20 protein-coding genes are annotated in these 21,419 nt (G+C 35.5%); 9 read left to right on the forward strand and 11 right to left on the reverse strand.

Annotation, left to right across the window (positions count from 1 at the left end):
• Nucleotides 1-209: 209 nt before the first annotated feature.
• Nucleotides 210-827, forward strand: a complete 618-nt coding sequence (locus tag BSF42_RS15870; protein WP_095954069.1) for a TMEM175 family protein — start codon at nucleotides 210-212, stop codon at nucleotides 825-827.
• A 1-nt stretch (nucleotide 828) separates the two neighbouring features.
• Here BSF42_RS15870 and BSF42_RS15875 read toward each other — a convergent pair whose 3' ends face one another.
• On the reverse strand, nucleotides 829-2,421 hold the full coding sequence (locus BSF42_RS15875) for a sigma 54-interacting transcriptional regulator (RefSeq protein WP_095954070.1): 1,593 nt from the start codon (nucleotides 2,419-2,421) through the stop codon (nucleotides 829-831).
• Nucleotides 2,422-2,739: 318 nt separating this feature from the next.
• On the opposite strand from BSF42_RS15875, the gene BSF42_RS15880 reads away from it, so the two are divergent.
• The 4 genes from BSF42_RS15880 to BSF42_RS15895 all read left to right on the forward strand — a co-directional run bounded on the left by BSF42_RS15880 (nucleotide 2,740) and on the right by BSF42_RS15895 (nucleotide 6,142).
• Nucleotides 2,740-3,678 (forward strand): ring-cleaving dioxygenase, encoded by a 939-nt coding sequence (locus tag BSF42_RS15880; RefSeq protein WP_095954071.1) that lies wholly within the window; start codon nucleotides 2,740-2,742, stop codon nucleotides 3,676-3,678.
• An 88-nt stretch (nucleotides 3,679-3,766) separates the two neighbouring features.
• A complete protein-coding gene (locus BSF42_RS15885; protein WP_095954072.1) occupies nucleotides 3,767-4,768 on the forward strand; it encodes a type I glyceraldehyde-3-phosphate dehydrogenase in 1,002 nt (333 codons plus the stop codon).
• Between the two features lie 171 nt (nucleotides 4,769-4,939).
• Nucleotides 4,940-5,413: a hypothetical protein gene (locus BSF42_RS15890; RefSeq protein ID WP_095954073.1), complete on the forward strand. Its 474-nt coding sequence runs from the start codon at nucleotides 4,940-4,942 to the stop codon at nucleotides 5,411-5,413.
• A gap of 111 nt (nucleotides 5,414-5,524) precedes the next feature.
• On the forward strand, nucleotides 5,525-6,142 hold the full coding sequence (locus tag BSF42_RS15895; RefSeq protein WP_095954074.1) for a Crp/Fnr family transcriptional regulator: 618 nt from the start codon (nucleotides 5,525-5,527) through the stop codon (nucleotides 6,140-6,142).
• A 24-nt stretch (nucleotides 6,143-6,166) separates the two neighbouring features.
• Here BSF42_RS15895 and BSF42_RS15900 read toward each other — a convergent pair whose 3' ends face one another.
• Genes BSF42_RS15900 through BSF42_RS15925 form a run of 6 tightly spaced genes read right to left on the reverse strand, consistent with a single transcriptional unit; the run spans nucleotide 6,167 to nucleotide 11,229 of the window.
• On the reverse strand, nucleotides 6,167-7,321 hold the full coding sequence (locus BSF42_RS15900; protein WP_095954075.1) for a MalY/PatB family protein: 1,155 nt from the start codon (nucleotides 7,319-7,321) through the stop codon (nucleotides 6,167-6,169).
• A gap of 41 nt (nucleotides 7,322-7,362) precedes the next feature.
• A complete protein-coding gene (gene egtB / locus BSF42_RS15905) occupies nucleotides 7,363-8,544 on the reverse strand; it encodes an ergothioneine biosynthesis protein EgtB (protein WP_095954076.1) in 1,182 nt (393 codons plus the stop codon).
• An 18-nt stretch (nucleotides 8,545-8,562) separates the two neighbouring features.
• On the reverse strand, nucleotides 8,563-9,558 hold the full coding sequence (gene egtD / locus BSF42_RS15910) for an L-histidine N(alpha)-methyltransferase (RefSeq protein ID WP_095954077.1): 996 nt from the start codon (nucleotides 9,556-9,558) through the stop codon (nucleotides 8,563-8,565).
• 27 nt (nucleotides 9,559-9,585) lie between these two features.
• Nucleotides 9,586-10,554: a zinc-binding alcohol dehydrogenase family protein gene (locus BSF42_RS15915; protein WP_095954078.1), complete on the reverse strand. Its 969-nt coding sequence runs from the start codon at nucleotides 10,552-10,554 to the stop codon at nucleotides 9,586-9,588.
• A 13-nt stretch (nucleotides 10,555-10,567) separates the two neighbouring features.
• A complete protein-coding gene (locus tag BSF42_RS15920; protein ID WP_095954079.1) occupies nucleotides 10,568-10,972 on the reverse strand; it encodes a nuclear transport factor 2 family protein in 405 nt (134 codons plus the stop codon).
• 35 nt (nucleotides 10,973-11,007) lie between these two features.
• Nucleotides 11,008-11,229, reverse strand: a complete 222-nt coding sequence (locus BSF42_RS15925) for a tautomerase family protein (RefSeq protein WP_095954080.1) — start codon at nucleotides 11,227-11,229, stop codon at nucleotides 11,008-11,010.
• Between the two features lie 322 nt (nucleotides 11,230-11,551).
• On the opposite strand from BSF42_RS15925, the gene BSF42_RS15930 reads away from it, so the two are divergent.
• Nucleotides 11,552-12,229: a YceI family protein gene (locus BSF42_RS15930; RefSeq protein ID WP_095954081.1), complete on the forward strand. Its 678-nt coding sequence runs from the start codon at nucleotides 11,552-11,554 to the stop codon at nucleotides 12,227-12,229.
• 73 nt (nucleotides 12,230-12,302) lie between these two features.
• Here the strand turns inward: BSF42_RS15930 and BSF42_RS15935 are convergent, their stop codons facing one another.
• Nucleotides 12,303-13,334, reverse strand: coding sequence for an LLM class flavin-dependent oxidoreductase (locus tag BSF42_RS15935; RefSeq protein ID WP_253251083.1), 1,032 nt, complete (start codon nucleotides 13,332-13,334; stop codon nucleotides 12,303-12,305).
• A 433-nt stretch (nucleotides 13,335-13,767) separates the two neighbouring features.
• A complete protein-coding gene (locus BSF42_RS15940) occupies nucleotides 13,768-14,211 on the reverse strand; it encodes a response regulator (protein WP_095954083.1) in 444 nt (147 codons plus the stop codon).
• A 399-nt stretch (nucleotides 14,212-14,610) separates the two neighbouring features.
• Between BSF42_RS15940 and BSF42_RS15945 the strand changes: the two genes are divergently transcribed.
• Nucleotides 14,611-17,853 (forward strand): PAS domain S-box protein, encoded by a 3,243-nt coding sequence (locus tag BSF42_RS15945; RefSeq protein WP_095954084.1) that lies wholly within the window; start codon nucleotides 14,611-14,613, stop codon nucleotides 17,851-17,853.
• 63 nt (nucleotides 17,854-17,916) lie between these two features.
• Complete coding sequence (locus BSF42_RS15950) at nucleotides 17,917-18,306, forward strand: response regulator (RefSeq protein ID WP_095954085.1); 390 nt, start codon at nucleotides 17,917-17,919, stop codon at nucleotides 18,304-18,306.
• Nucleotides 18,307-18,405: 99 nt separating this feature from the next.
• On the opposite strand, the gene BSF42_RS15955 is transcribed toward BSF42_RS15950, so the two are convergent.
• Complete coding sequence (locus BSF42_RS15955; RefSeq protein WP_253251084.1) at nucleotides 18,406-20,103, reverse strand: mechanosensitive ion channel family protein; 1,698 nt, start codon at nucleotides 20,101-20,103, stop codon at nucleotides 18,406-18,408.
• A gap of 209 nt (nucleotides 20,104-20,312) precedes the next feature.
• Nucleotides 20,313-20,750 (reverse strand): hypothetical protein, encoded by a 438-nt coding sequence (locus tag BSF42_RS15960; protein WP_095954087.1) that lies wholly within the window; start codon nucleotides 20,748-20,750, stop codon nucleotides 20,313-20,315.
• A 216-nt stretch (nucleotides 20,751-20,966) separates the two neighbouring features.
• On the opposite strand from BSF42_RS15960, the gene BSF42_RS15965 reads away from it, so the two are divergent.
• Nucleotides 20,967-21,314, forward strand: coding sequence for a hypothetical protein (locus BSF42_RS15965; protein WP_095954088.1), 348 nt, complete (start codon nucleotides 20,967-20,969; stop codon nucleotides 21,312-21,314).
• Nucleotides 21,315-21,419: the final 105 nt, after the last annotated feature.

Genomic DNA, 21,419 nt, shown 5'->3' on the forward strand with positions numbered 1-21,419 from the left:
GATTTTTTACTATTAGCTTATATAAAATACGCAAAGGCAACAAAGCTTTGTGTTGAGATAGCTTTTGCGTCGTTAAGCTTTGTCAAAGTTTAAAACTTTGACAAAGTTGAAAAACTACGTACATAAAGCTCTGCGAACTTAGCGTTTTAACGATCACTATTGTATAAAAATCCTTGCGCACTCTGCGGTTAAAATAAAAAACAAAAAAAATGGAAAAAGAAACCGTAAGAATAGAAAATTTCAGCGATGCCGTATTTGCGATTGCCATCACACTTTTGGTGCTGGATCTTCATGCGCCAGATACATCTGCTATAAAAAACGGAACTCAGTTACTTACTTTTTTAAAAGGAGAATGGACATCGTATCTTGCTTTTACGCTTTCTTTTTTCAGTATTTTTATTATGTGGGTCAATCATCATAAGATTTTCAAACAAATTTACAGCCGTAATACAGCCATAATGTTTGCCAACGGATTAATACTTTTTCTGGTAACAGCGGTTTCTTATCCTACCGCTTTATTAGCGCGTTTTTTTGAAGGGGAAGCATCTAATATTGCTGTGGCAATCTATACCGGAATATTTGTGCTTATCAATCTTTCGTACAATCTGTTGTGGTACACGGCGAGCAGTAACAAGAAATTGCTGCGTCCTGAAATTACAAATTCGGCCATAAAAAAAATCCGAAACAATTATTTATATGGACTTCCTACGTATTTAATCGCTTTTGCAGTTTCATTTCAATATCCGGCATTTGCTTTGGTAATCAGTATGACGTTATTGATTTTCTGGGCTGTTTCTTCAGGGAAAATAAAAATGATTCAAGAATAAATCAATCTGTAAAATGTTCTTTTTTAATCCCTAATTTCTGCATTCTCGAAATCAAAGTCGTTCCGGGCAAACCTAATAAAACGGCCGCACCCTGCGGTCCAGATATTCTGCCGCTGCATTTTTTAACTACTTTTAAAATATGCTCCTTCTCTACTTCCTGCAAAGTTTTGGTATAAAATTCATTTTCCACAGTCGAAGTTTCGGTTTTAAAAAACTCCGTAAAACTCATTTCTTTTATCACTTCATCCTTTGCAAATAAAATACTTCTTTCGACCATATTTTCTAATTCGCGTACATTTCCCTGCCATGTGTTTGCAGTCATGCTATTCAATACTTTTTTAGAAAAACCTTTTATCTTTTTACCGTTTTTTGCTGCGTGTTTTTCTAAGAAAAAATTACCTAATACCTCAATATCTTCAGGGCGGTCTCTTAAAGATGGTAATTGAATTGGAAAAACATTTAGACGATAGTACAAATCACTTCTAAAACGGCCTTCTTCAACTTCTTTTTCTAATATTCTATTGGTGGCTGCAATTACGCGAACATTTACTTTAATGGTATTTTTACCGCCAATTTTCTCAATTTCTTTTTCCTGAAGCACACGAAGTAATTTCCCCTGCAGTTCTAAAGGCATCTCTCCTATTTCATCTAAAAAAATGGTGCTGTTTTCGGCTTGTTCAAACTTACCAATTCTGGTTTCCAAAGCGCCCGTAAAAGCTCCTTTTTCATGTCCGAATAATTCACTTTCGATCAGGTTCTCTGGAATGGAAGCACAATTCACTTTGATCATTTTTTTGTTTGAAACCGATGATAAATTATGAATTGCACCGGCTACAAGTTCTTTTCCCGTTCCTGTTTCACCAAATATTAAAACAGTCGATTGCGAAGAGGCAACCTGCGAAATGAGTTCGTATACTTTTTGCATGGCATCGCTGTTTCCTACAATTCCATGAAAACCCTCGTTTTTTATTAAAATTGGTTTTTCTTCTTTTTCAGAAAAATTTCTATTCTGTATTTTAAGTTCACTGATTTTGCTTTCATATTCCTGAGTCAGCATAATATTTTTTACCGTTATAGAAAGCTGTGTCCCAATTCCTCTAAGAATTCGGCTGGATTCTCTGCTGAAAGCTGAAGGGTTTTTAAAGAAAAGAAAAAGAACATTTCTGTTTCCTTTAATGTAGGGAAGGCAGATTCCAATTCCGTTTTTAAAACCTTTTGTATTTACAGTAGAAATATAGGGAGGGAAATTATTCTTTTTCTCACTCAGTGTTTTTAAGTCAAAAATAATAGTGTCGGCAGAATCCATGCAAATATCAAAAAAACCATCATTTACGGCCAGCTTTTTTAACGGCATATTTTTCTGTAAAAATTGATAGAAAACATGATATTCTGTTTCATTTTCATCGGCAGAAGCCAGAATAAAATCATCAAAAGAAAGCTCCTCTTTAAGAATAGTGCTTACAACGGTGTCAAATTCTGCTTTTGACAAAGCCTGAGCAAGCGAACCGCAAATAGACAAAATCAACATTTGTTCTCGTTCTCTTTCCTGCAATCGGTTCATTATAACTGCAGTTTGATCTGTCGGCTTTTCCATAAACAATAATTCTTGTGGTATTTTGTGCGGTAACAGGGTAAATTTAAGAAATAGCTTCAACTAAATTGCTATCGATTTTCTAAATAAAACAGCTTCAATTCATAAAATTACGATATATCGTAGGATTAAAAACCCGAAAACACAATTAAATCACTAACTTACAACAACTTAACATACTTGGAATATTATTTGGTTATTAATTGAACAAATGAAAATGGCACAGCTTTGTATTTCTTAATCTAGGTTAATCGATGCAGCGCTATAACAGCAGTAAATTTGTAAAAGAAAATCAATAACAATTTAATACATATAAAAACCATGGAAAATAAAATTTTAGGCTTACACCATATTACTGCAATTGCAGGTGACGCTAAACGCAACTTCAACTTTTATTCAAACATACTAGGATTACGTTTTATCAAAAAAACAGTAAATTTTGACGATCCGGGAACTTACCATTTTTACTTTGGTGATGAAGTAGGAAGTGCTGGAACTATCTTAACTTTTTTCCCTTGGGGAGAAGGAATCCAACAAGGAAGAAAAGGATCAGGAATGGCAACAGAAATTGGATATTCTGTTCCAAAAGGAAGTCTTGATTTCTGGCAGAAACGTTTTGAAGAACATAATGTTATTTACAACAAACCTGCTGAAAAATTCGGAGAAAAATATTTGACTTTTCTTGATCCAGACGGATTAAAATTAGAGTTAATAGAATCTAAAACAGACGATGACAGAAAACCTTGGGAAACCGATGAAGTAAAAGCTGACGTGGCAACAAGAGGTTTTCATAACATCACTTTAACTTTAAATAGTATAAAAGCAACTGCTGCAATCTTAACTGAAATATTTGGTTATAAATTAATTGATCAGGATGTAAACCGTTACCGTTATGCAACAGATGCTGTAGAGAATGCTGCTATTGTTGACTTGGTAGAGCTTGCTGAAGAAAAACGCGGTCATGTAGCCAACGGATCTGTACACCACGTGGCTTTTAGAGTTCAAAATGATGAAATTTTAATGCACTTCCGTGAAAAAATCGAAGCATACGGATTGTCTATTACACCACAAATTGACAGAAATTATTTCCACTCTCTTTATTTTAGAGAACCAGGCGGTGTTTTATTTGAAATCGCTACCGATAACCCAGGTTTTATGGTAGATGAAAGCGTAGAAGAATTAGGTCAAAACTTAAAACTTCCAATACAATACGAATCAGACAGAGCGGCTATTGAAGCGCATTTGGTAAAAATTAATTAATTCTAAAATAATACATAGTCTCGACAGCGCTCGGGACTATGTTTTTTTATCTAATAATCTAACGTTTTAATTTTAATACAAATTTATTATGGCAAAAATAGCATTATACGGATTTGGCCGCATTGGAAGACAGTTTCTTCGTGTGGCTTTACAGAACGATCTTTTTGTTCCAGAAGTCATTGCAGACATTCAGGATATAGAATTGCTGGGAGCACTTTTTAGTGTTGACAGTAATTATGGAAGATGGCACGAAGAAGTAAAAACAGCCGACAGCAGTTTTACTATTGGAGGCCGACAAATTGCGTACAAGAATTCGAGCAAGGAAATTCCGAATTGGAAAGAACTGGGAGTTGATTTGGTTGTAGATTGTACAGGACGTGCCACTACCAGAGACAATGCTCAAAAACATATTGACAACGGTGCCAAATACGTTTTGGTAAGTGCGCCGAGTAAATCACTAGCAGACTGCGATGCTGTGCTGCTGAAAGGAATTAATCTGGATGAATTTGATGCTCAGAACCATAAAATCATAAGTATGGGAAGCTGTACCACCAATGCATTGGCGGCGGTTGTAAAAGTGATCAAAGAAAATTTCGGAATTGAGTATGGTCTTTTCTCTACGGTTCACTCTTACACTAATACGCAATCATTGACAGATCAGCCGATGAAAGACAGGCGTGATTCTTGGGCTGCTGCCGAAAATATAATTCCGTCATCATCTGGTGCTGCAAAAGCCCTGCAGTTTATCTGGAGTGATTTGAAGATTACTGGAAAAGCATACAGGGTTCCAACAAAAACGGGAAGTATCGCCGAATTGAATTTGGTTACTACCAAAGATTGTTCTGTAGAAGAAGTTAATGATGCTTTTAGAAAAGCGACAAAAGAAGGACAGTTAAAAGGCGTTTTAGATGTTTTAGAAGAACAATGGAGTTCTGCTAGAATTGTTGCAGATCCGCATTCTTCTATTATCGATCTACCTCTTACAACCAAACAAGGAAATCTGCTTTCTGTAGCCGCATGGTATGATAATGAGTGGGGATTTGCCAATAGACTTGCAGAAGTTGCTCAATATTTATCTCAAAAGATTTAAGTATACTATTTAGCAGCAATTAAAAAGGGACAAATTGTCCCTTTCTACTTTTATAGGAATAAGATGTTACTGATTTAAAATCATCTAAATTCTACAAAATCAGAATGTGGCGATGTAACAAAACATTTTCAAAAGAGAACTAAATTTGAGAGACTTTAAAAAAATACTATTATGAAATTCTTTATAACTCTTTCACTATCAATATTCTTATTTTCATGCCAGCAAAAAGAAAATAAAGAAAACCCGAAGACTCCAGTTGAAGTTTCTGAGCCTGTTGCGGTTAAGAAAAACAAAGAAGAAAACAGACAGATTGGGGACACTATTCTAATGAATGTAAAGAATGACAAGGGTTTATTTGAAGCAGAAGGCTCTATAGATTCTCTTAATTCGAAAGTTTATATTAAATTTAAAAATGATGAGTTGGGTGAATTAACTGCTAAAATTATTCCTGCTGCAGGTAAAGGAAATATCCGTTTCAATCAAATTATTTTTCCTGACAATTCTTCGGACGGGCCTTTTGGAATGGATTTAAAAATTAACCTCAACCAAAAAGGAAATCATATTTTAGTAATTGGACATTCACTTATGGCTGACAATCCGTATTTTGGAAAATTCAAGGTAGAGCTCGAGAATAGAAAAGAATAATTTACAAATTCTTTTAAAAATTATAAAAAGAAGTTCAAAAGAAGATATAACCCAATAATTACCTTAGAAAAAAGTGCCGTTTTTTAGTATATTTACTATTTATACTACGAAATGAGCAATAACTTACCACAGCAAAATTCCGATCAAGCTATTATTCAATTGATTAATTTCTTTAATCTTTATTTTCCGCTGAATACTATCGAAAAAGAAGAAATTGCAAAACTATTTTCGATTCGAAATATAAGACGCAGAGGATACTTATTGCAGGAAGGAGATATCTGCCGCCATTATTACTTTATCGTTTCAGGCTGTTTTAAAATGTTTGCAGTTGATCCCGCAGGAAAAGAGCACAATTTGCAATTTTCTGTTGAAAATGACTGGATAAGTGATCTTCATAGTTTTTACGAACAAATACCAAGTCGACTGTATATTGAGGCGATTGAACCAGCTGTAGTTTTACAAATAAATCATGATGCTCTTTTATACCTTTTTGTAAATTACCACAAATTTGATCGCAATTTCAGGATTATTACAGAAAGGAAATATATTGATTTTCAAAATCGTATCCTTCAAAATATCAGCTCAACTGCTGAGGAGCGTTATGTAAGTTTCGTAAAGCAGTATCCTAATTTATTTAACCGAATACCAAATACGCAAATAGCCTCTTATCTGGGTATTACACCTGAATTTCTGAGTAAAATTCGGAAGAAGATCGTTGCTGAAGAATAACAATAAATTTAAACCGGAATTAATCTACGCGAGTCCTTCTTTCAACCTTTCTAGTCCCATTTCTAATACTGCTCGTGGGGTTGCAATATTAATTCTCAAAAATCCCTCGCCAATTTCTCCATACATAGATCCTGAATTGATCCATAGCTTTTGTTTTTCTAAGAGATTATGAGTTAAATTATCTGATGCAATTTTTAAAGCAGTACAATCGAGCCAAACTAAATAGGTTGCTTGAAGAGGTGTAACTTTGATTTGAGGAAGATTTAATTCTATAAATGATACAAGAAAAAGATAATTATCATAAAGATATTCTTTAAGGGCTTCAAGCCAATGTTCCGATTCTTCGTAAGCAGCAATAAGTGCTGTGATACCAAATAAATTCAATAATTCTATTCCCATCACTTTAAATGAAGACTGGACTGCTTTTCGCAGCTCATCATTTTGGCTAAAGAAATATCCAACCTGTAATCCTGCCAGATTAAAACTTTTGGTAGGCGAACTCAGCGTTATAGAATTCATGTAGGTTTCTCCAAGTGAAGCAAACGGAATGTGATTGTAATCTTTGAAGACCAAATCGGCATGTATTTCATCTGAAATTACAATTACATTATTTTTAATGCAGCTATCTCCAATTCTTTGCAGCTCTTCTTTGGTCCATACTCTTCCAACAGGATTATGCGGATTACTCAAAATCAAGAGTTTAACTTTAGGGTCAGCGGCTTGTTTTGATAGTAAATCAAAATCAATTGCGTAGTGACCGTTATCATACAGCAGATTATTTTCGACAACATTTCGTTCCGAATTGATAATACTGGTCTGAAAATGATTGTAAACAGGAGGCTGAATAATAACTTTATCTCCTTTATTGCTGAGCGCTTGTATCGCTGCAGACAATGCAGGGATAACTCCCGAAACTGGCACGAGCCATTCTTTTTCAAGTGTAATGCCGTATCTCTTTTTCCACCAGTTTAATATGGCATTATAAAACGTTTCAGGTATTGCAGTATAGCCAAAAATGCCGTGCTCTACCCTTTTCTGCAAAGCATTTAAAACAGCAGGAGGCGATTTAAAATCCATATCTGCAATCCACATGGGCAGTACATCTTCAAAAGGAGCATCATCCCATTTAATAGAACTGCTGTTTCTGCGTGAGATAACCTCATCAAAATTATAATCCATAATCAAAAAGCTTTGTTTATTCTTATTTCTGATGATTCGGCTTATTTTGCCAGACGGATACCCATAAACTGCCACTGATGACGAGGATGAAAAAAATTGCGATACGTAGCACGGCTGTGCCCTTTTGGTGTTGCCACAGATGCCCCGCGTAGAACCATTTGGCTTACCATAAATTTTCCGTTATATTCTCCTATTGCTCCAGGTGCTTTTTGAAATCCGGGATAAGGCAAATATGCACTGTCTGTCCATTCCCAGCGCTGCCCCCAGTTTAATTTTGGTGATGCTGTTTCCCATTCCGCTTCTGTAGGCAGACGCATTCCTTTCCAAGATGCAAATGCCGATGCTTCGTAAAAATTGACATGGCAAACTGGTTCATTTAGGTCTATTTCCTGTAAACCAGCAAAAGTATAATTCATCCACTTCTGATCGATATAATGCCAGTAGAGTGGTGATTTTACTGCGTTTTCTTTTACCCATTCCCAACCTTCAGAGTGCCAGTATTTAAAATTGGTATAACCGCCGTCAGCAATAAATTCAAGATATTGAGCATTTGTTACAGGATATTTTGCTATTTCAAAACGATCCAGATATACTTTGTGACGTCCCAGTTCGTTATCAAAACAAAAATCTTCACCTTCATATCCAATTTCATAAATACCAGCTTCTACTTTTACAAATTCATTGTTTTGAAAAGTCTTTTGGTCAAAAATTTTATCTGAACTATAAACTGGAAAAAGCGGATTATGCCCCAAGATATATTTTATATCACTAAATAGTAATTCCTGATGCTGTTGTTCATGGTTAAGTCCGAGTTCCAGTACTTCCGCTAATTCAGAAGAAAGTACTTCATTTTGAAGAAAAATTTCCATCTGCTCGTCAACATACGCACGATACTGATAAACATCGGTAACCGATGGACGGCTCAAATTACCACGATCTGTGCGTACTACTCTTGCGCCAACACTTTCATAATAACTATTAAAAACAAAGTCATATTGATCATTAAATACTTTGTAGCCTTTATTATAAGGTTTTAAGATAAAAGTTTCAAAAAACCAAGTTGTATGACCGAGATGCCATTTGGGCGGACTCACATCTACTACTGGCTGTACCACATAATCTTCTATTTCTAGTGGTTTGCATATATTTTCAGAATGTGATCTGACACTATTATATTTATCTAATAACCGTTCCTGATTTATTACTGCTTGTTTTTCCTGCATCTTCATTATCTTTTAAAATTAAACAACCTGCCACAATGCATCCGTGAACCATGATTTTGAATCCATGATGTGATTAATAGTCACAAATCCAGAATTAGCGGCTAAATCATCACTTTCTTCCAATGAATATTTCTGCGAAAGTTCCATGTAAACCAACTCGTCTTTTTCAAAATTGATCGGCTGCCCGTCTATCGTGATGGTCTGATTTTCTAAACTTACCAGATAACTTCTGCAGGCACCGCTAAGCGGGTCGTATGTTTGATAGTGTTCAAATTTTTCCAGCACAAAATCAGCATTTAGTTCGTTGTTAATGCGGGTAAGCAAATTAAGATTAAATGACGCGGTAATTCCCGTTTTGTCGTTATAGGCATCCAGTATAATCTGCGGATTTTTTTTCAGGTCAAAGCCCATTAGTACAATATCTCCTGGAGAAAGATATTCGTTGAGACCTTTGCAAAATGCAGAAGCTTCTTCCTTTTCCATATTACCAATGTTACTTCCTAAAAAAAGAACTACTTTTCTTCTTGAAGATAAATGAGCGGCTTTTTCAAGCATCTTAAAATATTCCCCTTCCAAAGAAGTAATAGTAAGTTGTGGGAGTTCAGTATTTAGTTTTTGCTCCAAAACAGCTAATATATTGGCAGATATATCGATTGGCATATAATTAAAATCTGCTTTTTGCTCTAAAAGATGCTTAAGCAAAAAAGCCGATTTAGTACCGTCCCCAGCACCGAGTTCTATTAAATCAAATGCCGAATCATTTTCCAGAATTATTTTAGCCAGATCTGAAGTTTTATTTTGAAATATATCCATTTCGCAATTCGTCAGATAATATTCTGGCATTGCCATAATCTGCTGGAAAAGACGATCTCCTATTTTATCATAAAAATATTTAGAATGCAGTTTTTTGGGTTTGCTTCCCAGACCTTCAAGAACATCGAAGCGAAATTGATCTTCAGAATTATCTTTAGTTTGAGTGGTCTTATGTGTGGTTTTGTAAGATTGCAATATCATAAGGTTTTGTTTTTTAGAAATTCCTTTTTAAGGCAGAACAACAATTTTTCCCCCGCCGGAATTGTTTTCCATAAAATGATGCGCTTCTGCGATATCATCTAAACTAAAGATACGTTTTATAGCTGGTTTTAGCATATAATTTTCAATTTCATTAACAAATTTCTGGAAATATTTTCCTTCAATTCGGATTTGACCACTGTCATAAACAGTAAGATTAACCGTTGCAGGAATAAACTCCATTGGGGCAAATGCAGCAATAGACCATTCTTCAGACAGCATTCCAGTCATGCAGACACTTCCGCCATTATCAACTAATTTGAGAGAATCTTTTAGTGTCGTGGTGCCCACAAGTTCCAACACCTTATCAATCTTGAATCTATTTTCTCTTTTGATTACTTCTGCTAAATTTCCATTATCAATAAGAACTGCATTTGCTCCATTAGCTAATAAAAGCTCTTTTTTATTGTCATTTCTAGTTGTGGCAATTACAAAAAGTCCCGCTTGTTTGGCCAATTGTGCAGCGAGTAATCCAACAGAAGAGGTACCGCCTCGTATTAATAAGGTTTCACCTTTAGCAATTTTAAGTGAACGATGCAGTGATCCGTATGCAGTTTGGAACATTTCTGGCAAAGCACCTAAGGTTTCCCAAGGAAGCGTGCTTTCAAAAGGCATAATAATCTCACGAGGAAGAACTGTATATGCGGCGTAACTTCCGTCAAAATCACGTCCCATTCCACCCATGAATGCTGCAACTTTCTGTCCTTTTTCCAAAATACCTTCTGGATCATTTTCTACTTCGCCGACGCATTCAATTCCTAATACTCTCGGGAAAATTACATCTGGAGATAATCCCTTGCGTGTCATGAGTTCGGATCTATTAAGTCCAAAGGCTTTTACCTTGATCAGAACCTGATCTTTTAGCGGCACTGGAATAGGTCGTTCTTCGATAGAAAAATTTTCTGCACCGCCTGCTCTTCTTAAAATTGCAGCTTTCATGATTAAGTTTATTTTAAATTACTTCAAGTTCTTTTACATTATTAAAAATGTATCGGTAAATCTTCCAATTATCATCCACATTTTTAAGAACGAAGAAATCCATACTGCTCTTTTTTACAGAATTTAGATCCGAAATACGATTTTCTACTGTTGAAGCAAAAGCTTCTACAAACGCATAATTATTTTCTACAATAATATCTTTTATCGTATAACTGATTTTAAAATTAGCACGTTTAAGAAAACCCTCGTCTGTTTTTCCTAATGTATCAATTCCAATAAATTTTCCCATCCCTTCAGGAATAAAAACAGCCTCCTGATCAAAAAAATCTGGAATTGCTTTAGTCTTCGCGCTGTTTAATACTTGGGCAAAATTGTCCAGTAATGTACTAATGGCTTGTTTTTCTTTTGTGTAATTCATATCATTAATTTTAATTACCTAAGAATAATTGATTATTAATAACCTGGCTTTTTATAAAGCTTTTCCATATTAGGCTTTATTTCCTTGTTGTATACTTGATCCATCCAAACCTCTTCAGCTACTTCTGTTATTTCAATAGAAACTGCTGCTTCGGGTTTTTCGGTATGGTTCATAATTATACTGGTGATTTCTTGTGCGATTTTTTCTTTTTGTTCCTCAGAAGTTCCAGGATACATCTTTACAATTACGTGCGGCATCTTTTTTTGCTTTAAATTTTTACTTGATAAATACTCGTTGTTTTGACTGGCAAAACTGATTACAAAGTTGAAGCAAAACTTTATGTACTGCTTATAAACAGGTTTAAGAAATAGTCTTAAACTAGTTTAATACTGCTTCTTAAACTATATTAAGTTAAACCTGATTCTGATTTTCTATTCTAGTGATTTTATGCAATTGAGATCCAGCAGTTCATGAAATTTAAGCAATTCACAATAAAAAATAAATTGCTCACTAGATATAGTGGGAAAATTTTCATAATTTAAACCTTTTAAACTTATTTAATAATTAAATACATAGCAAATGAAAAAATTAAGCGTATTCACATTAGCAGCAGTTACACTATTTTTAACTTCCTGCGGGAAAAAATCTTCTACTGAAACAACCACTACAGAGGAACAACAAGTAGCAGAAAAAACGGGAGATGTATTACCAGTAAATTTAGAAACATCTAAAGTAGACTGGAAAGCATTTCATAAGGGAGGTTTTGCACCTCGCTGGGGAACACTTACACTTGTATCTGGGGAAGTATCAGTTGAAGGGGAAGAACTTACAGCTGGTGAATTTGTAATTGATATGAAGTCAATTAAAGTAGATCCTGCATCAGTAACAGAAAAAGATAAAAAATATTCTGAATTGGAAGCTCACTTAAAAAGCGGCGATTTCTTTGATGTGGAGAAAAATCCAACTGCCGATTTTAAAATCACTAAAGTTGCTGCATTAGATCCAGCTGCAAAAGGAGCGATCGAAGGCGCTAATAAAACGGTAAGCGGTAACCTGACTTTAAAAGGAAAAGCGCTTAATGTTTCTTTCCCTGCAAAAGTTACAATCGCAGATGGAAATGCATCTATACAAGCTAAGTTTACTGTTAACCGTACAGACTGGGATATTAAATTTGGAACAACTGAGACTGATCCTGCAGAATGGATGATTAGTAAAGATATCGAGATTGGTATCGATGTAAACGCAGCTAAAAAATAATATACTCTTCGCTATATTTTATACAAAAGCCCCTCTTATAATAAGCAGGGGCTTTTTAATTGTTTTAAAAAATCTAACGCCAGCCCAATTCTGGAGCAACGTGTTCTAGTATGGCCGACAATATGTGTACATTATAATCAACACCTAATGTATTTGGTATGGTCAACAGTACTGTATCTGCTTCTTGGATAGCTTCGTCTTGAGCCAGTTCTGCAATAAGTTTATCCGGTTCTGCGGCATAGCTCTTTCCGAATATTGCTCGTTTATCTCTTTCGATATTACCAAAGCTATCAGATCCTTTACCTTGATCGCCAAAATAATATCTGTCCTGATCATTAACCAGTGCAAAAATAGAACGGCTTACAGAAACTCGAGGCTCGTGCTGATGTCCCGATTTCTTCCAAGCTTCTTTATATATCCTGATCTGCTCAGCCTGCTGGATGTGAAAAGGTTTCCCATTTTCATCGTACTTCAAGGTAGAACTCTGCAGATGCATTCCGTTTTCGGCTGCCCAGACAGCAGTAGCGTTGGATGCGGCTCCCCACCAGATACGATCTCGTAATCCTTCTGAATGAGGTTCAAGGCGGAGTAAACCAGGAGGATTTGGAAACATTGGATAGGGATTTGGCTTTGCAAATCCTTCACCGCTCAGTTTGTCCAAAAATTCCAAAGCTTTATTACGTCCCATATCAGCATCTGTTTCTCCTTCCTTTGGTTCATAACCAAAAGAACGCCAGCCGTCAATAACTTGTTCCGGTGATCCCCTGCTGATCCCTAGTTGTAAACGTCCTCCTGAAATTAAGTCAGCAGCACTGGCATCTTCCACCATATACAGTGGATTTTCATAACGCATGTCGATCACTCCCGTTCCAATCTCTATTTTGTTTGTTTTAGCACCAATAGCCGAAAGTAAAGGAAAAGGCGATGCAAGTTGTCGTGCAAAATGATGTACACGAAAATATGCTCCATCTAAACCAATTTCTTCTGCCGCAACAGCCAAATCAATGGACTGGAGCAAAGTATCGGCTGCCGTACGAGATTTATAGGAAGGATGGTCTGCCCAGTGCCCAAATGATAAAAATCCTATTTTCTTCATAGATAGCATTATTGTTATTTACATTCCCAAATATACGCATCATTCTTGAGTGAAACCACAACCTTGCTTGGAAAGTATTTATGAAGTTTAGTACTGATTCTAGAGCTGGATTATTTTTTTCTGATGCACATCAGTCATTAAATATTTTAGACATAAAAAAACTCCTTAAAGTTTTTAAGGAGTTTTCGGCAGCCGGCGGATGCCTGAGGTATGCCGTAACTAACTAAATCACTGTCCGGATCCTGCAGACAATTCCGCCGACCCCCTGTCTTTTCAGTTTCGTTTCCGTATTAGATTCTTCTGTTGTTTAGTACAGCAGAGACAAAGTTACTTGAATGGAAGAATAAAGTTTTTACAAAATATTCCGGCAAGATTACAATTTTTTAATGTCAGGTTCTCGATTGGGAAGTAACGACATTAAATAAAAGTATATTATAAGGCATTAAGTTAGAAGAAATTTTTTCATGTCTCGTTTTTCATTTTTCCACTCATAATCCAGTACTTTTTTCAAAAGATCTCTTAATCCTTGAATACTGCCTGGTTTTACAGCGTAAAAATCGGCACCAAGCTTATAGGCAAGAGTAATATGCAACGAACTGCTGCTGGTCGAAAGTATAACTATTTTTACTTTTTGCAGAGCTCCTTTTTTACTTCGAATTTCTTTAAGACACTCAAAACCGTTCTTGCATGGCATATTAATATCCAGAAATATTATTTCAGGAAGACGCTCTGAATTAGTAAGCGCATTTATCAATTCTTTTCCATCGAGTGCCAATTCAACACTAACTGGCATATTGAGATCCTCTACTGCTTCCAAAAACAGTATTCTGTCATCCTCGTCATCGTCAGCTAAATAAATAATTCTCTCAGAGTTTTGTTGCGGCATGGCTTTTAATTTTAGTATTACAATTAAAAGAAAAATTAAGTTTCATAATTTGTATTTCTGTTAGGAAACAAAATCAATAAAAAAATAAACCTAACTATAAAGTTAAACATTTTTTCTTAAGAAAACACTTTCAAAAACATAGAAGTTCATAAGAGTAATTCATAAGAAAAAATTGGACTAAATCAGATTTTCTTTTTTGAGAAGATTAAAATTCAATAACTAATTTCAAAAATTATATAAAATCATCTGTTACGAAAACAGTATTTTTAATGTCGATTAATTTAAGATTTAGCTGTTTCTAAGTAATTAATTTAAACAGTTTTAAATAAGAATTATCTAAATTTCCCCTAACGTGCAGACATTAAATCTTATATTTTTTGTCTTAAAAAAATAACAAACTTGGACACCGATAATTTGATCAGCGATCTTTTTTTTCTTCAAAACGGCGGACAATCCTCCGAAATTATCCGAAATGTAAACTGGTCGGAGACTTCCATTGGAACGCCAGATCAATGGCCTGAAAGTTTAAAAAATACCCTTGCTACTATTTTATCATCAAAATTCCCCATGTTTCTGTGGTGGGGAGAAGATTTGGTACAATTCTATAATGATTCGTATCGACCGAGTTTAGGAAACGAAGGAAAGCACCCCAAAGCTATGGGACAGAAAGCCGTTGACTGCTGGCCTGAAATATGGTATTTTATCTATCCCCTGATCACAAAAGTATTGACCACTGGAGAAAGCATCTGGTACGATGACTTATTACTTCCCATCTATCGAAACGGAAGACTTGAGGATGTTTACTGGACTTTCAGTTACAGCCCTATCCGTGATGATGACCGACAGATAAAAGGAGTTTTAGTGGTGTGTAATGAAACAACTGAAAAGGTATTTTACAACCAAAAATTAAAAGAGAATAAAGATGAACTTGAATTTGCCATTGATGCGGCTGAATTTGGAACTTTTGATTTAAATCCCGCTTCACGCAAATTTTCTGCTAATCCAAGACTGAAAGAGTGGTTTGGATTAAAAGCTGATGATGAAATATTACTTAGTAACGCCACGGCTGCCATTGCAGAATACGACAGACAACGCGTTATTGATGCTATTTCTAATGCCCTGCAATATGATTCTGGCGGTAAATATGATATAGAATATACCATTATACATCCAAGCACTAAGGTACCAAGAACGGTGCACGCCTTGGGAAAAGCATGGTTTGATGATACAAAAAATGCCTACCGTTTTAACGGAACGCTGCAGGATATAACAGCACATAAGAAAGCTGCTTCTGAACTGATAAAATCCCGACAACTTACAGACCTTACCATTAAAAGTATGGGACTGGGACTTTTCAATGTTGACTTCACAGACAACAGTATTGACTATACCCCTGAGTTTTCAATGTTGCTTTCAGGAAAAATACAAGACAATTTAACCCGCAGGGATTTTTTAAAATATGTACATCCTGATGATCTTTCTCTCCGTTCTGAAGCTATAGAAAGAGGCATTGAAACAGGAACTTTTTATTATACCCCAAGAGTAGTTTGGGATGACGGCAGTGTACATACCATTGCAGTTTCGGCAGCAAGAATGATCAATTCTGAAGGCAAAACCGCAGCTTTTTCTGGTACAATTGCCGATATAACAGAGCATGAGCAAAACCGTGCCGCCTTACAGGAAGCTGAATCTCTTTTGATTCAGACAAAACAGGAAGCTGAAAGACTTTTTCAAAATGTAACAGACAGCTCTCCTACTGGTCTTTGGCTTTCTAACAAAGAAGGAAAACTGACTTATTTCAACAAAACATTGATCGAGTTTACAGGTCTTAGTATCGATGCTCTTAAAGATGGAGCGTGGACATCGGTTATTCTGGAAGAAGATTTAAAAACTTCTATACAGTCTTATCTAGAAGCAACATCTTCCAGAAAACATTTTGATGTACTATTCAGAGCTAAAAAAAATAACGGAGATATTATGTGGTGCAGGGCTGCCGGTGATCCTTTTTATGATGCCGACGGAAATTATGCCGGCTACGCTGGTTTCTGTATGGATATGGACGAAATTATTACGGGAAGAAAAGCCTTAGCGGAAAGCGAACAACGCATAAGTCTTATGATTGAGCAGTCTCCTGTTGCTATCTGTCTTTTTACAGGCAGTAACATGAAAATTGAAATTGCCAATGATATTATGATCGGCTATTGGGGAAAGGACAAATCGGTCATTGGACAGCCAATGGAAGTAGGTGTTCCAGAACTCAAAGGACAGCCTTTTTTAGATATGCTTCAAGAAGTATACCGCAGCGGTGAAACTTATTACGGACGTGCCATGCCTGCAGATCTCAAAGTTAATGGCATTCTAAAAACATATTACTTTGACTTCACTTATAGTCCGATACGCGATGCACAAGGCCAAATTTATGGTATTATGGATATTGCAATTGATGTTACAGATCAGGTTATAGCGAATAAAAAACTAGAAGAAACAAGAATGGCACTTGCCGGTGCTGTAGAACTCGCAGAACTGGCAACTTGGAAACTAGATCTGCCCAGCAATACTTTTGTATGTTCTACACGTTTTAAACATTGGCTGGGCCTGCAGCAGCACAGTACAAACAAGCACGATCTTTTCAGTCTGATTGCAGAAACACACAGACAGAAAGTAATGCATTCCATAGAAGAAACTATTAAACCAGAATCATCTGATTTTTATGATTCTGAGTTTCCCATTATAAATAGTGTAACAGGACAGGTTCGCATTATACATGCCAACGCCCAGCTTATATATGATAAAGACGGGATTCCAGAATGCCTAAGCGGAACAGCACAGGATGTCACTAAGGAACGTGAATTACAGGAAGAACTTAAATTTAAGGTTAAAGAACGTACTGCTGAACTCCATGCAGCTAATGCAGAACTGGAAATCAATAATCAAGAACTACAACAGTTTGCTTACATCGCCTCGCATGATCTTCAGGAACCTGTTCGAAAGATTAGTGTTTTTACAGAAATGCTAAAAGAGAATCTGGAAAAAGATCCAAATAAAGTAAATACCTATCTGAACAAGATTACCAGTTCTACTAAAAGAATGGAAAACCTCATCAAAGATGTATTGGGATATTCGCAACTATCAAATACCTCTAAAATATTCGAATATATTGACCTTAATCAGATTGTAGAAGATATCATTACTGATTTTGATTTAACTATCGAGCAGAAAAATGCTTCTATATCAGTTGCAAAGCTTCCCATAGTAGAAGCCATTCCGCTGCAAATGTCACAGCTTTTTGGTAATCTGATTTCAAATGCACTTAAATACAGTAAAAATGGAGTTGCCCCGAATATCACAATTACATCGGAAATTCTTTCATATTCGGCTACAAAAGAACTTTCCTTGGACAGTACATCTGAATATGTCAAAATTGAAATAATTGATAACGGAATCGGATTCAGTCAAAACTATGCGGAGCAGATTTTTAATATTTTTCAACGTCTGCACGGAAAAGATGAGTTCGCAGGAACAGGAATAGGGCTTGCTATTTGTCGCAAAATTATGCAGAACCACAATGGACAGATTACTGCGGAATCTAAGGAAGGAGTTGGAACAACATTCACCATTGTAATACCCGTTAAACATTCATAAAGCCTAATGTTAAAATTTATGAGGAAAGAAGTTGTATCTTTGCTTTTACTTAACTTAAAATAAATGAAAGTAGTCTTTTTAATTGACGACGACTCCGATGACCGCGAGATATTTCAGGAGTCATTATTGTCGCTTGAAACCTCTGTGAGATATGAAGAAGCAGGACATGGCAAAGAAGCATTTGAGAAATTAAATGCGGAAGGCTTTCAAAAACCTGATTTGATTTTTCTCGATCTTAATATGCCGGTGATGGACGGCAGAGAATTTTTGAAAAACATTAAACAAGATGAGGTTCTTAAAAATATTCCAGTTATTATTTATTCGACTTCTTCAAGTGTAGAGGATAAAATGTTTGCCACAAAGCATGAAGCAGCGCAGTTTATTACGAAACCTTATTCTATTGCTGCTATTCGAGAAGAATTGGAAAAGGCAATAACCAAATTTCTTTCTTGATAATTGCGATATATTCTCACTTGTTGCATCAAAAAATAAAAACTTGTGTTGTGAAATATAGCCGTCTCAAATATTAATTTGAGACGGCATTCTTTTTTACTATTCATCTCGTTTAAAACTCCCTTCATCTGGATATTTTATAGTCCCTTTTAATTCTTCGATGCGTTTCGGATCAAATTCAGGGATATGGAGTTCGTTGTTTTCTTTCCACTTTTTAACTGTTTCTGAAACTTTTGCCGCTTTTTCAATTGATACTGTAGTGTCACGAGCCATATAAAGTGTCTGCGATGGATATGCCAGCGATGTACCGCTGCTTTCAATTATATCCATCATTCTTAATAGTAAATCCTCCTGAACTTCCTGAGACTTTTCAAAATTAACCGCTTCAATATAAGCTGTGATCTCCACTTTTAAGGCATCGGTTGTAATTCCTGTAAAGCGTACCACGGGAGATGAATTCAGTACTGCAGGATGAGCATATAGTAAAGACTTAAGTTCTACCAATAAATAGCGCATCTGATCTGGCGCCGTATCCATTCTGAAATTAAAAATCGGATTAAAGATAAAACGGTCCCGATGTGCAAAGTTTTCTATTTTACTGGCTGATAACTGCCCGTTAGGAATAGTAACAATGGTGCGCGCAGAAGTGCGAAGCATGGTAGAACGCATTCCTATAGATTCTACCGTTCCTTTAATATCATCTACACGGCAGTAATCACCTACTCGCAACGGCTGATCAGCAATAAGACTCACACTTCCTACAAAGTTTTCTATAGTTTTTTGTGCTCCAAGAGCCAAGGCAATACCTCCAATACCCAGCGCTGCAAGTCCCGCTGTTACATCAACACCAATAATTCCCAGTATCGCTATAATTCCAATAAAAACGATAGCTACTTTTGTCGTACGGCTTAAAAATAATATCGCCGATACAGCAGAAATTCGCCCTCGTCTGTTCATTCTGCTTCGCGTATACATGCTTACAAAATCAGTTAACCTCCAAAGCAATATTAGAAAAGCAACAATTCCAATAGTGATTATAATAATACTGAAACGCTGGCGTACAATGATAGAAATTCCCATTCGCTGGGTTAATGCGACAAACAAAATTACCGTTGTGTACATAAGAACGGGAAGTGAGAAAGCTTCTATAACAGCTGTACCTTTTTCACTGGCAGCTTTCTTCCATACTTTTTGTATGACATAAACTGCTACAAAAAGTAGCAATCTGGAAAGTAAATACGACAACACGGTCATAATCACTACTACTGCCCAATGGCCTATTGGAACATTTCCTAATTTTCGTTCTTTTAAAACTGTCGGCAGTACGCGGTCTAAAAAAGTCTTTTCTCCCGAAACGTCAGCCGAAACAATTGATTCTACAGTTTCAGCTGAAAAAAGCCATAAAGGCGGCTGACTATCATCGGACTGGTTTTCTACATAAAGTCTTATAGCTGTTTTACCTGTTGTTATAGTTCCAACTAGATCAACTCCCGCTGCCAGATCATCATCTGTGCGTCCCGTTTCTTTATTGCTGATAATGGAAGATGGGGAAAGATTTCCTCCCTTGTCCAAAAGCTGCTGAAAAGTCTCGGCTATTTTTATTCTTTCAGCTGTTCGACGGTAAGATCGTTTGCTTAAAACAAAATACTGGCTCGCACGTATATAATTCTGATCGCCAATTGCCTTAATAAATCCGTTAACAGTTCCCTGCGGAGTTCTTCTTCCCAGAGAATCTTCCGGCTCTTTTAGAGGTTCTTCAACTGGAGATTTACCAGAACCTAACAATTGTGCTGTCACTCCATAGGGTTGTAACAACAGAGCCAGAAGCATATAAAACAGTAAACGCTTAACATTTAAAACCATAATCTTATTTCTTTTTCAGCAGTTTATCTACTAAAAATAAGAAATTATAAAAGATAAATAAAATCCCGTAAGAGAAAATTAAGCTTAACAATAGCACTTTTATGAGTTTTTTAGACTGTTTGTTGATCTTTCATGTTCAATTATCAATCAGCTTTGTATTTATTATTCCAATACAACATCAGCATTAAAGTAACAATTACACAGGAAGCACTTCCTTCAAATAAAAGTGAGAGACAATAAGTTGGCACCGATGGATCGCCCCCAAACATAAACGCCTGCGATAATGATTTTACATAGGCATCTCCACCTCTAGCATAACTATAAATAACCAATGCAACAATACTTAACATCACACCTGTAAAAGCTGTAAGCAATGCAGATACAGCATTCAAAATAAAATTAGTGTTACCATCTTTACGATTCATCTGCAAGGTTCTGTTTACGCCATAAAAAATGAAAAATACGTTTAATAAGCGTAGATAAAATATGTGGGACAATCCTAAAACTTCCAGTAGTACAAAAAAAACTGCTATTAATAAAAAAATATAAAATCCGTTAATTATTTCATTAGATACTTTCATGATTTTCTCGATTTAAAATTTAATAATTCCATAAAAAAAATTTAACATAAGTAACTAAAAAGTTAAAAGTAATCTGTTGTATTATTCTATAATCAATATTATAAAATACCCACACATAAACAACTGATAATAATACAATTACAAACTAAAAAACTATAATCAATCTCATTATATAGTGTTTAATTTTATGGATATTAATTTTAAAAATTTATTATCATGAATACTTCAAATAAAAACAGCAAATCAGATAAAGAATCTATTACTCCTGAAGCTATGGAAACAACAAAAGATACAGCAGTTAAGCAGCATCAAAATGATGAAAATGCTGATAAAGACCAGTACAATCACATTAAAGATAAAAACATATCTAACAGGGAAACGATTGACGATAATGATGATATTAATCCAAACTTTGAAGAAAACACTCAACTGAACCACGAACTGGATGAAGAGTTAAAAAACAATAATGATCCAAATAGAAGAACCTTGGATGAATATAATGCAGTCACGCCGGATAATCCGAAATATGATGATGGTAAGGAGAAAGTGAAGAGTGAAGAGTGAAATGTGAAATGTGAAATGTGGAATTGGAATTTGGAATTGGAATTTGGAATTGGAATTTGGAATTTGAAATTTGAAATTTAGAATTTAGAATTTAGAATTTAGAAT

The organism is Flavobacterium sp. ACN6, from assembly GCF_002304005.1.
Classification (GTDB): Bacteria; Bacteroidota; Bacteroidia; order Flavobacteriales; family Flavobacteriaceae; genus Flavobacterium.

Excerpts from the sequence above, each read along its gene's own strand:
- BSF42_RS15870 (WP_095954069.1), top strand. The coding sequence starts at position 210 with ATGGAAAAAGAAACCGTAAGAATAGAAAATTTCAGCGATGCCGTATTT.
- BSF42_RS15875 (WP_095954070.1), bottom strand. The coding sequence starts at position 2,421 with ATGGAAAAGCCGACAGATCAAACTGCAGTTATAATGAACCGATTGCAG.
- BSF42_RS15880 (WP_095954071.1), top strand. The coding sequence starts at position 2,740 with ATGGAAAATAAAATTTTAGGCTTACACCATATTACTGCAATTGCAGGT.
- BSF42_RS15885 (WP_095954072.1), top strand. The coding sequence starts at position 3,767 with ATGGCAAAAATAGCATTATACGGATTTGGCCGCATTGGAAGACAGTTT.
- BSF42_RS15890 (WP_095954073.1), top strand. The coding sequence starts at position 4,940 with ATGAAATTCTTTATAACTCTTTCACTATCAATATTCTTATTTTCATGC.
- BSF42_RS15895 (WP_095954074.1), top strand. The coding sequence starts at position 5,525 with ATGAGCAATAACTTACCACAGCAAAATTCCGATCAAGCTATTATTCAA.
- BSF42_RS15900 (WP_095954075.1), bottom strand. The coding sequence starts at position 7,321 with ATGGATTATAATTTTGATGAGGTTATCTCACGCAGAAACAGCAGTTCT.
- egtB (WP_095954076.1), bottom strand. The coding sequence starts at position 8,544 with ATGCAGGAAAAACAAGCAGTAATAAATCAGGAACGGTTATTAGATAAA.
- egtD (WP_095954077.1), bottom strand. The coding sequence starts at position 9,558 with ATGATATTGCAATCTTACAAAACCACACATAAGACCACTCAAACTAAA.
- BSF42_RS15915 (WP_095954078.1), bottom strand. The coding sequence starts at position 10,554 with ATGAAAGCTGCAATTTTAAGAAGAGCAGGCGGTGCAGAAAATTTTTCT.
- BSF42_RS15920 (WP_095954079.1), bottom strand. The coding sequence starts at position 10,972 with ATGAATTACACAAAAGAAAAACAAGCCATTAGTACATTACTGGACAAT.
- BSF42_RS15925 (WP_095954080.1), bottom strand. The coding sequence starts at position 11,229 with ATGCCGCACGTAATTGTAAAGATGTATCCTGGAACTTCTGAGGAACAA.
- BSF42_RS15930 (WP_095954081.1), top strand. The coding sequence starts at position 11,552 with ATGAAAAAATTAAGCGTATTCACATTAGCAGCAGTTACACTATTTTTA.
- BSF42_RS15935 (WP_253251083.1), bottom strand. The coding sequence starts at position 13,334 with ATGCTATCTATGAAGAAAATAGGATTTTTATCATTTGGGCACTGGGCA.
- BSF42_RS15940 (WP_095954083.1), bottom strand. The coding sequence starts at position 14,211 with ATGCCGCAACAAAACTCTGAGAGAATTATTTATTTAGCTGACGATGAC.
- BSF42_RS15950 (WP_095954085.1), top strand. The coding sequence starts at position 17,917 with ATGAAAGTAGTCTTTTTAATTGACGACGACTCCGATGACCGCGAGATA.
- BSF42_RS15960 (WP_095954087.1), bottom strand. The coding sequence starts at position 20,750 with ATGAAAGTATCTAATGAAATAATTAACGGATTTTATATTTTTTTATTA.
- BSF42_RS15965 (WP_095954088.1), top strand. The coding sequence starts at position 20,967 with ATGAATACTTCAAATAAAAACAGCAAATCAGATAAAGAATCTATTACT.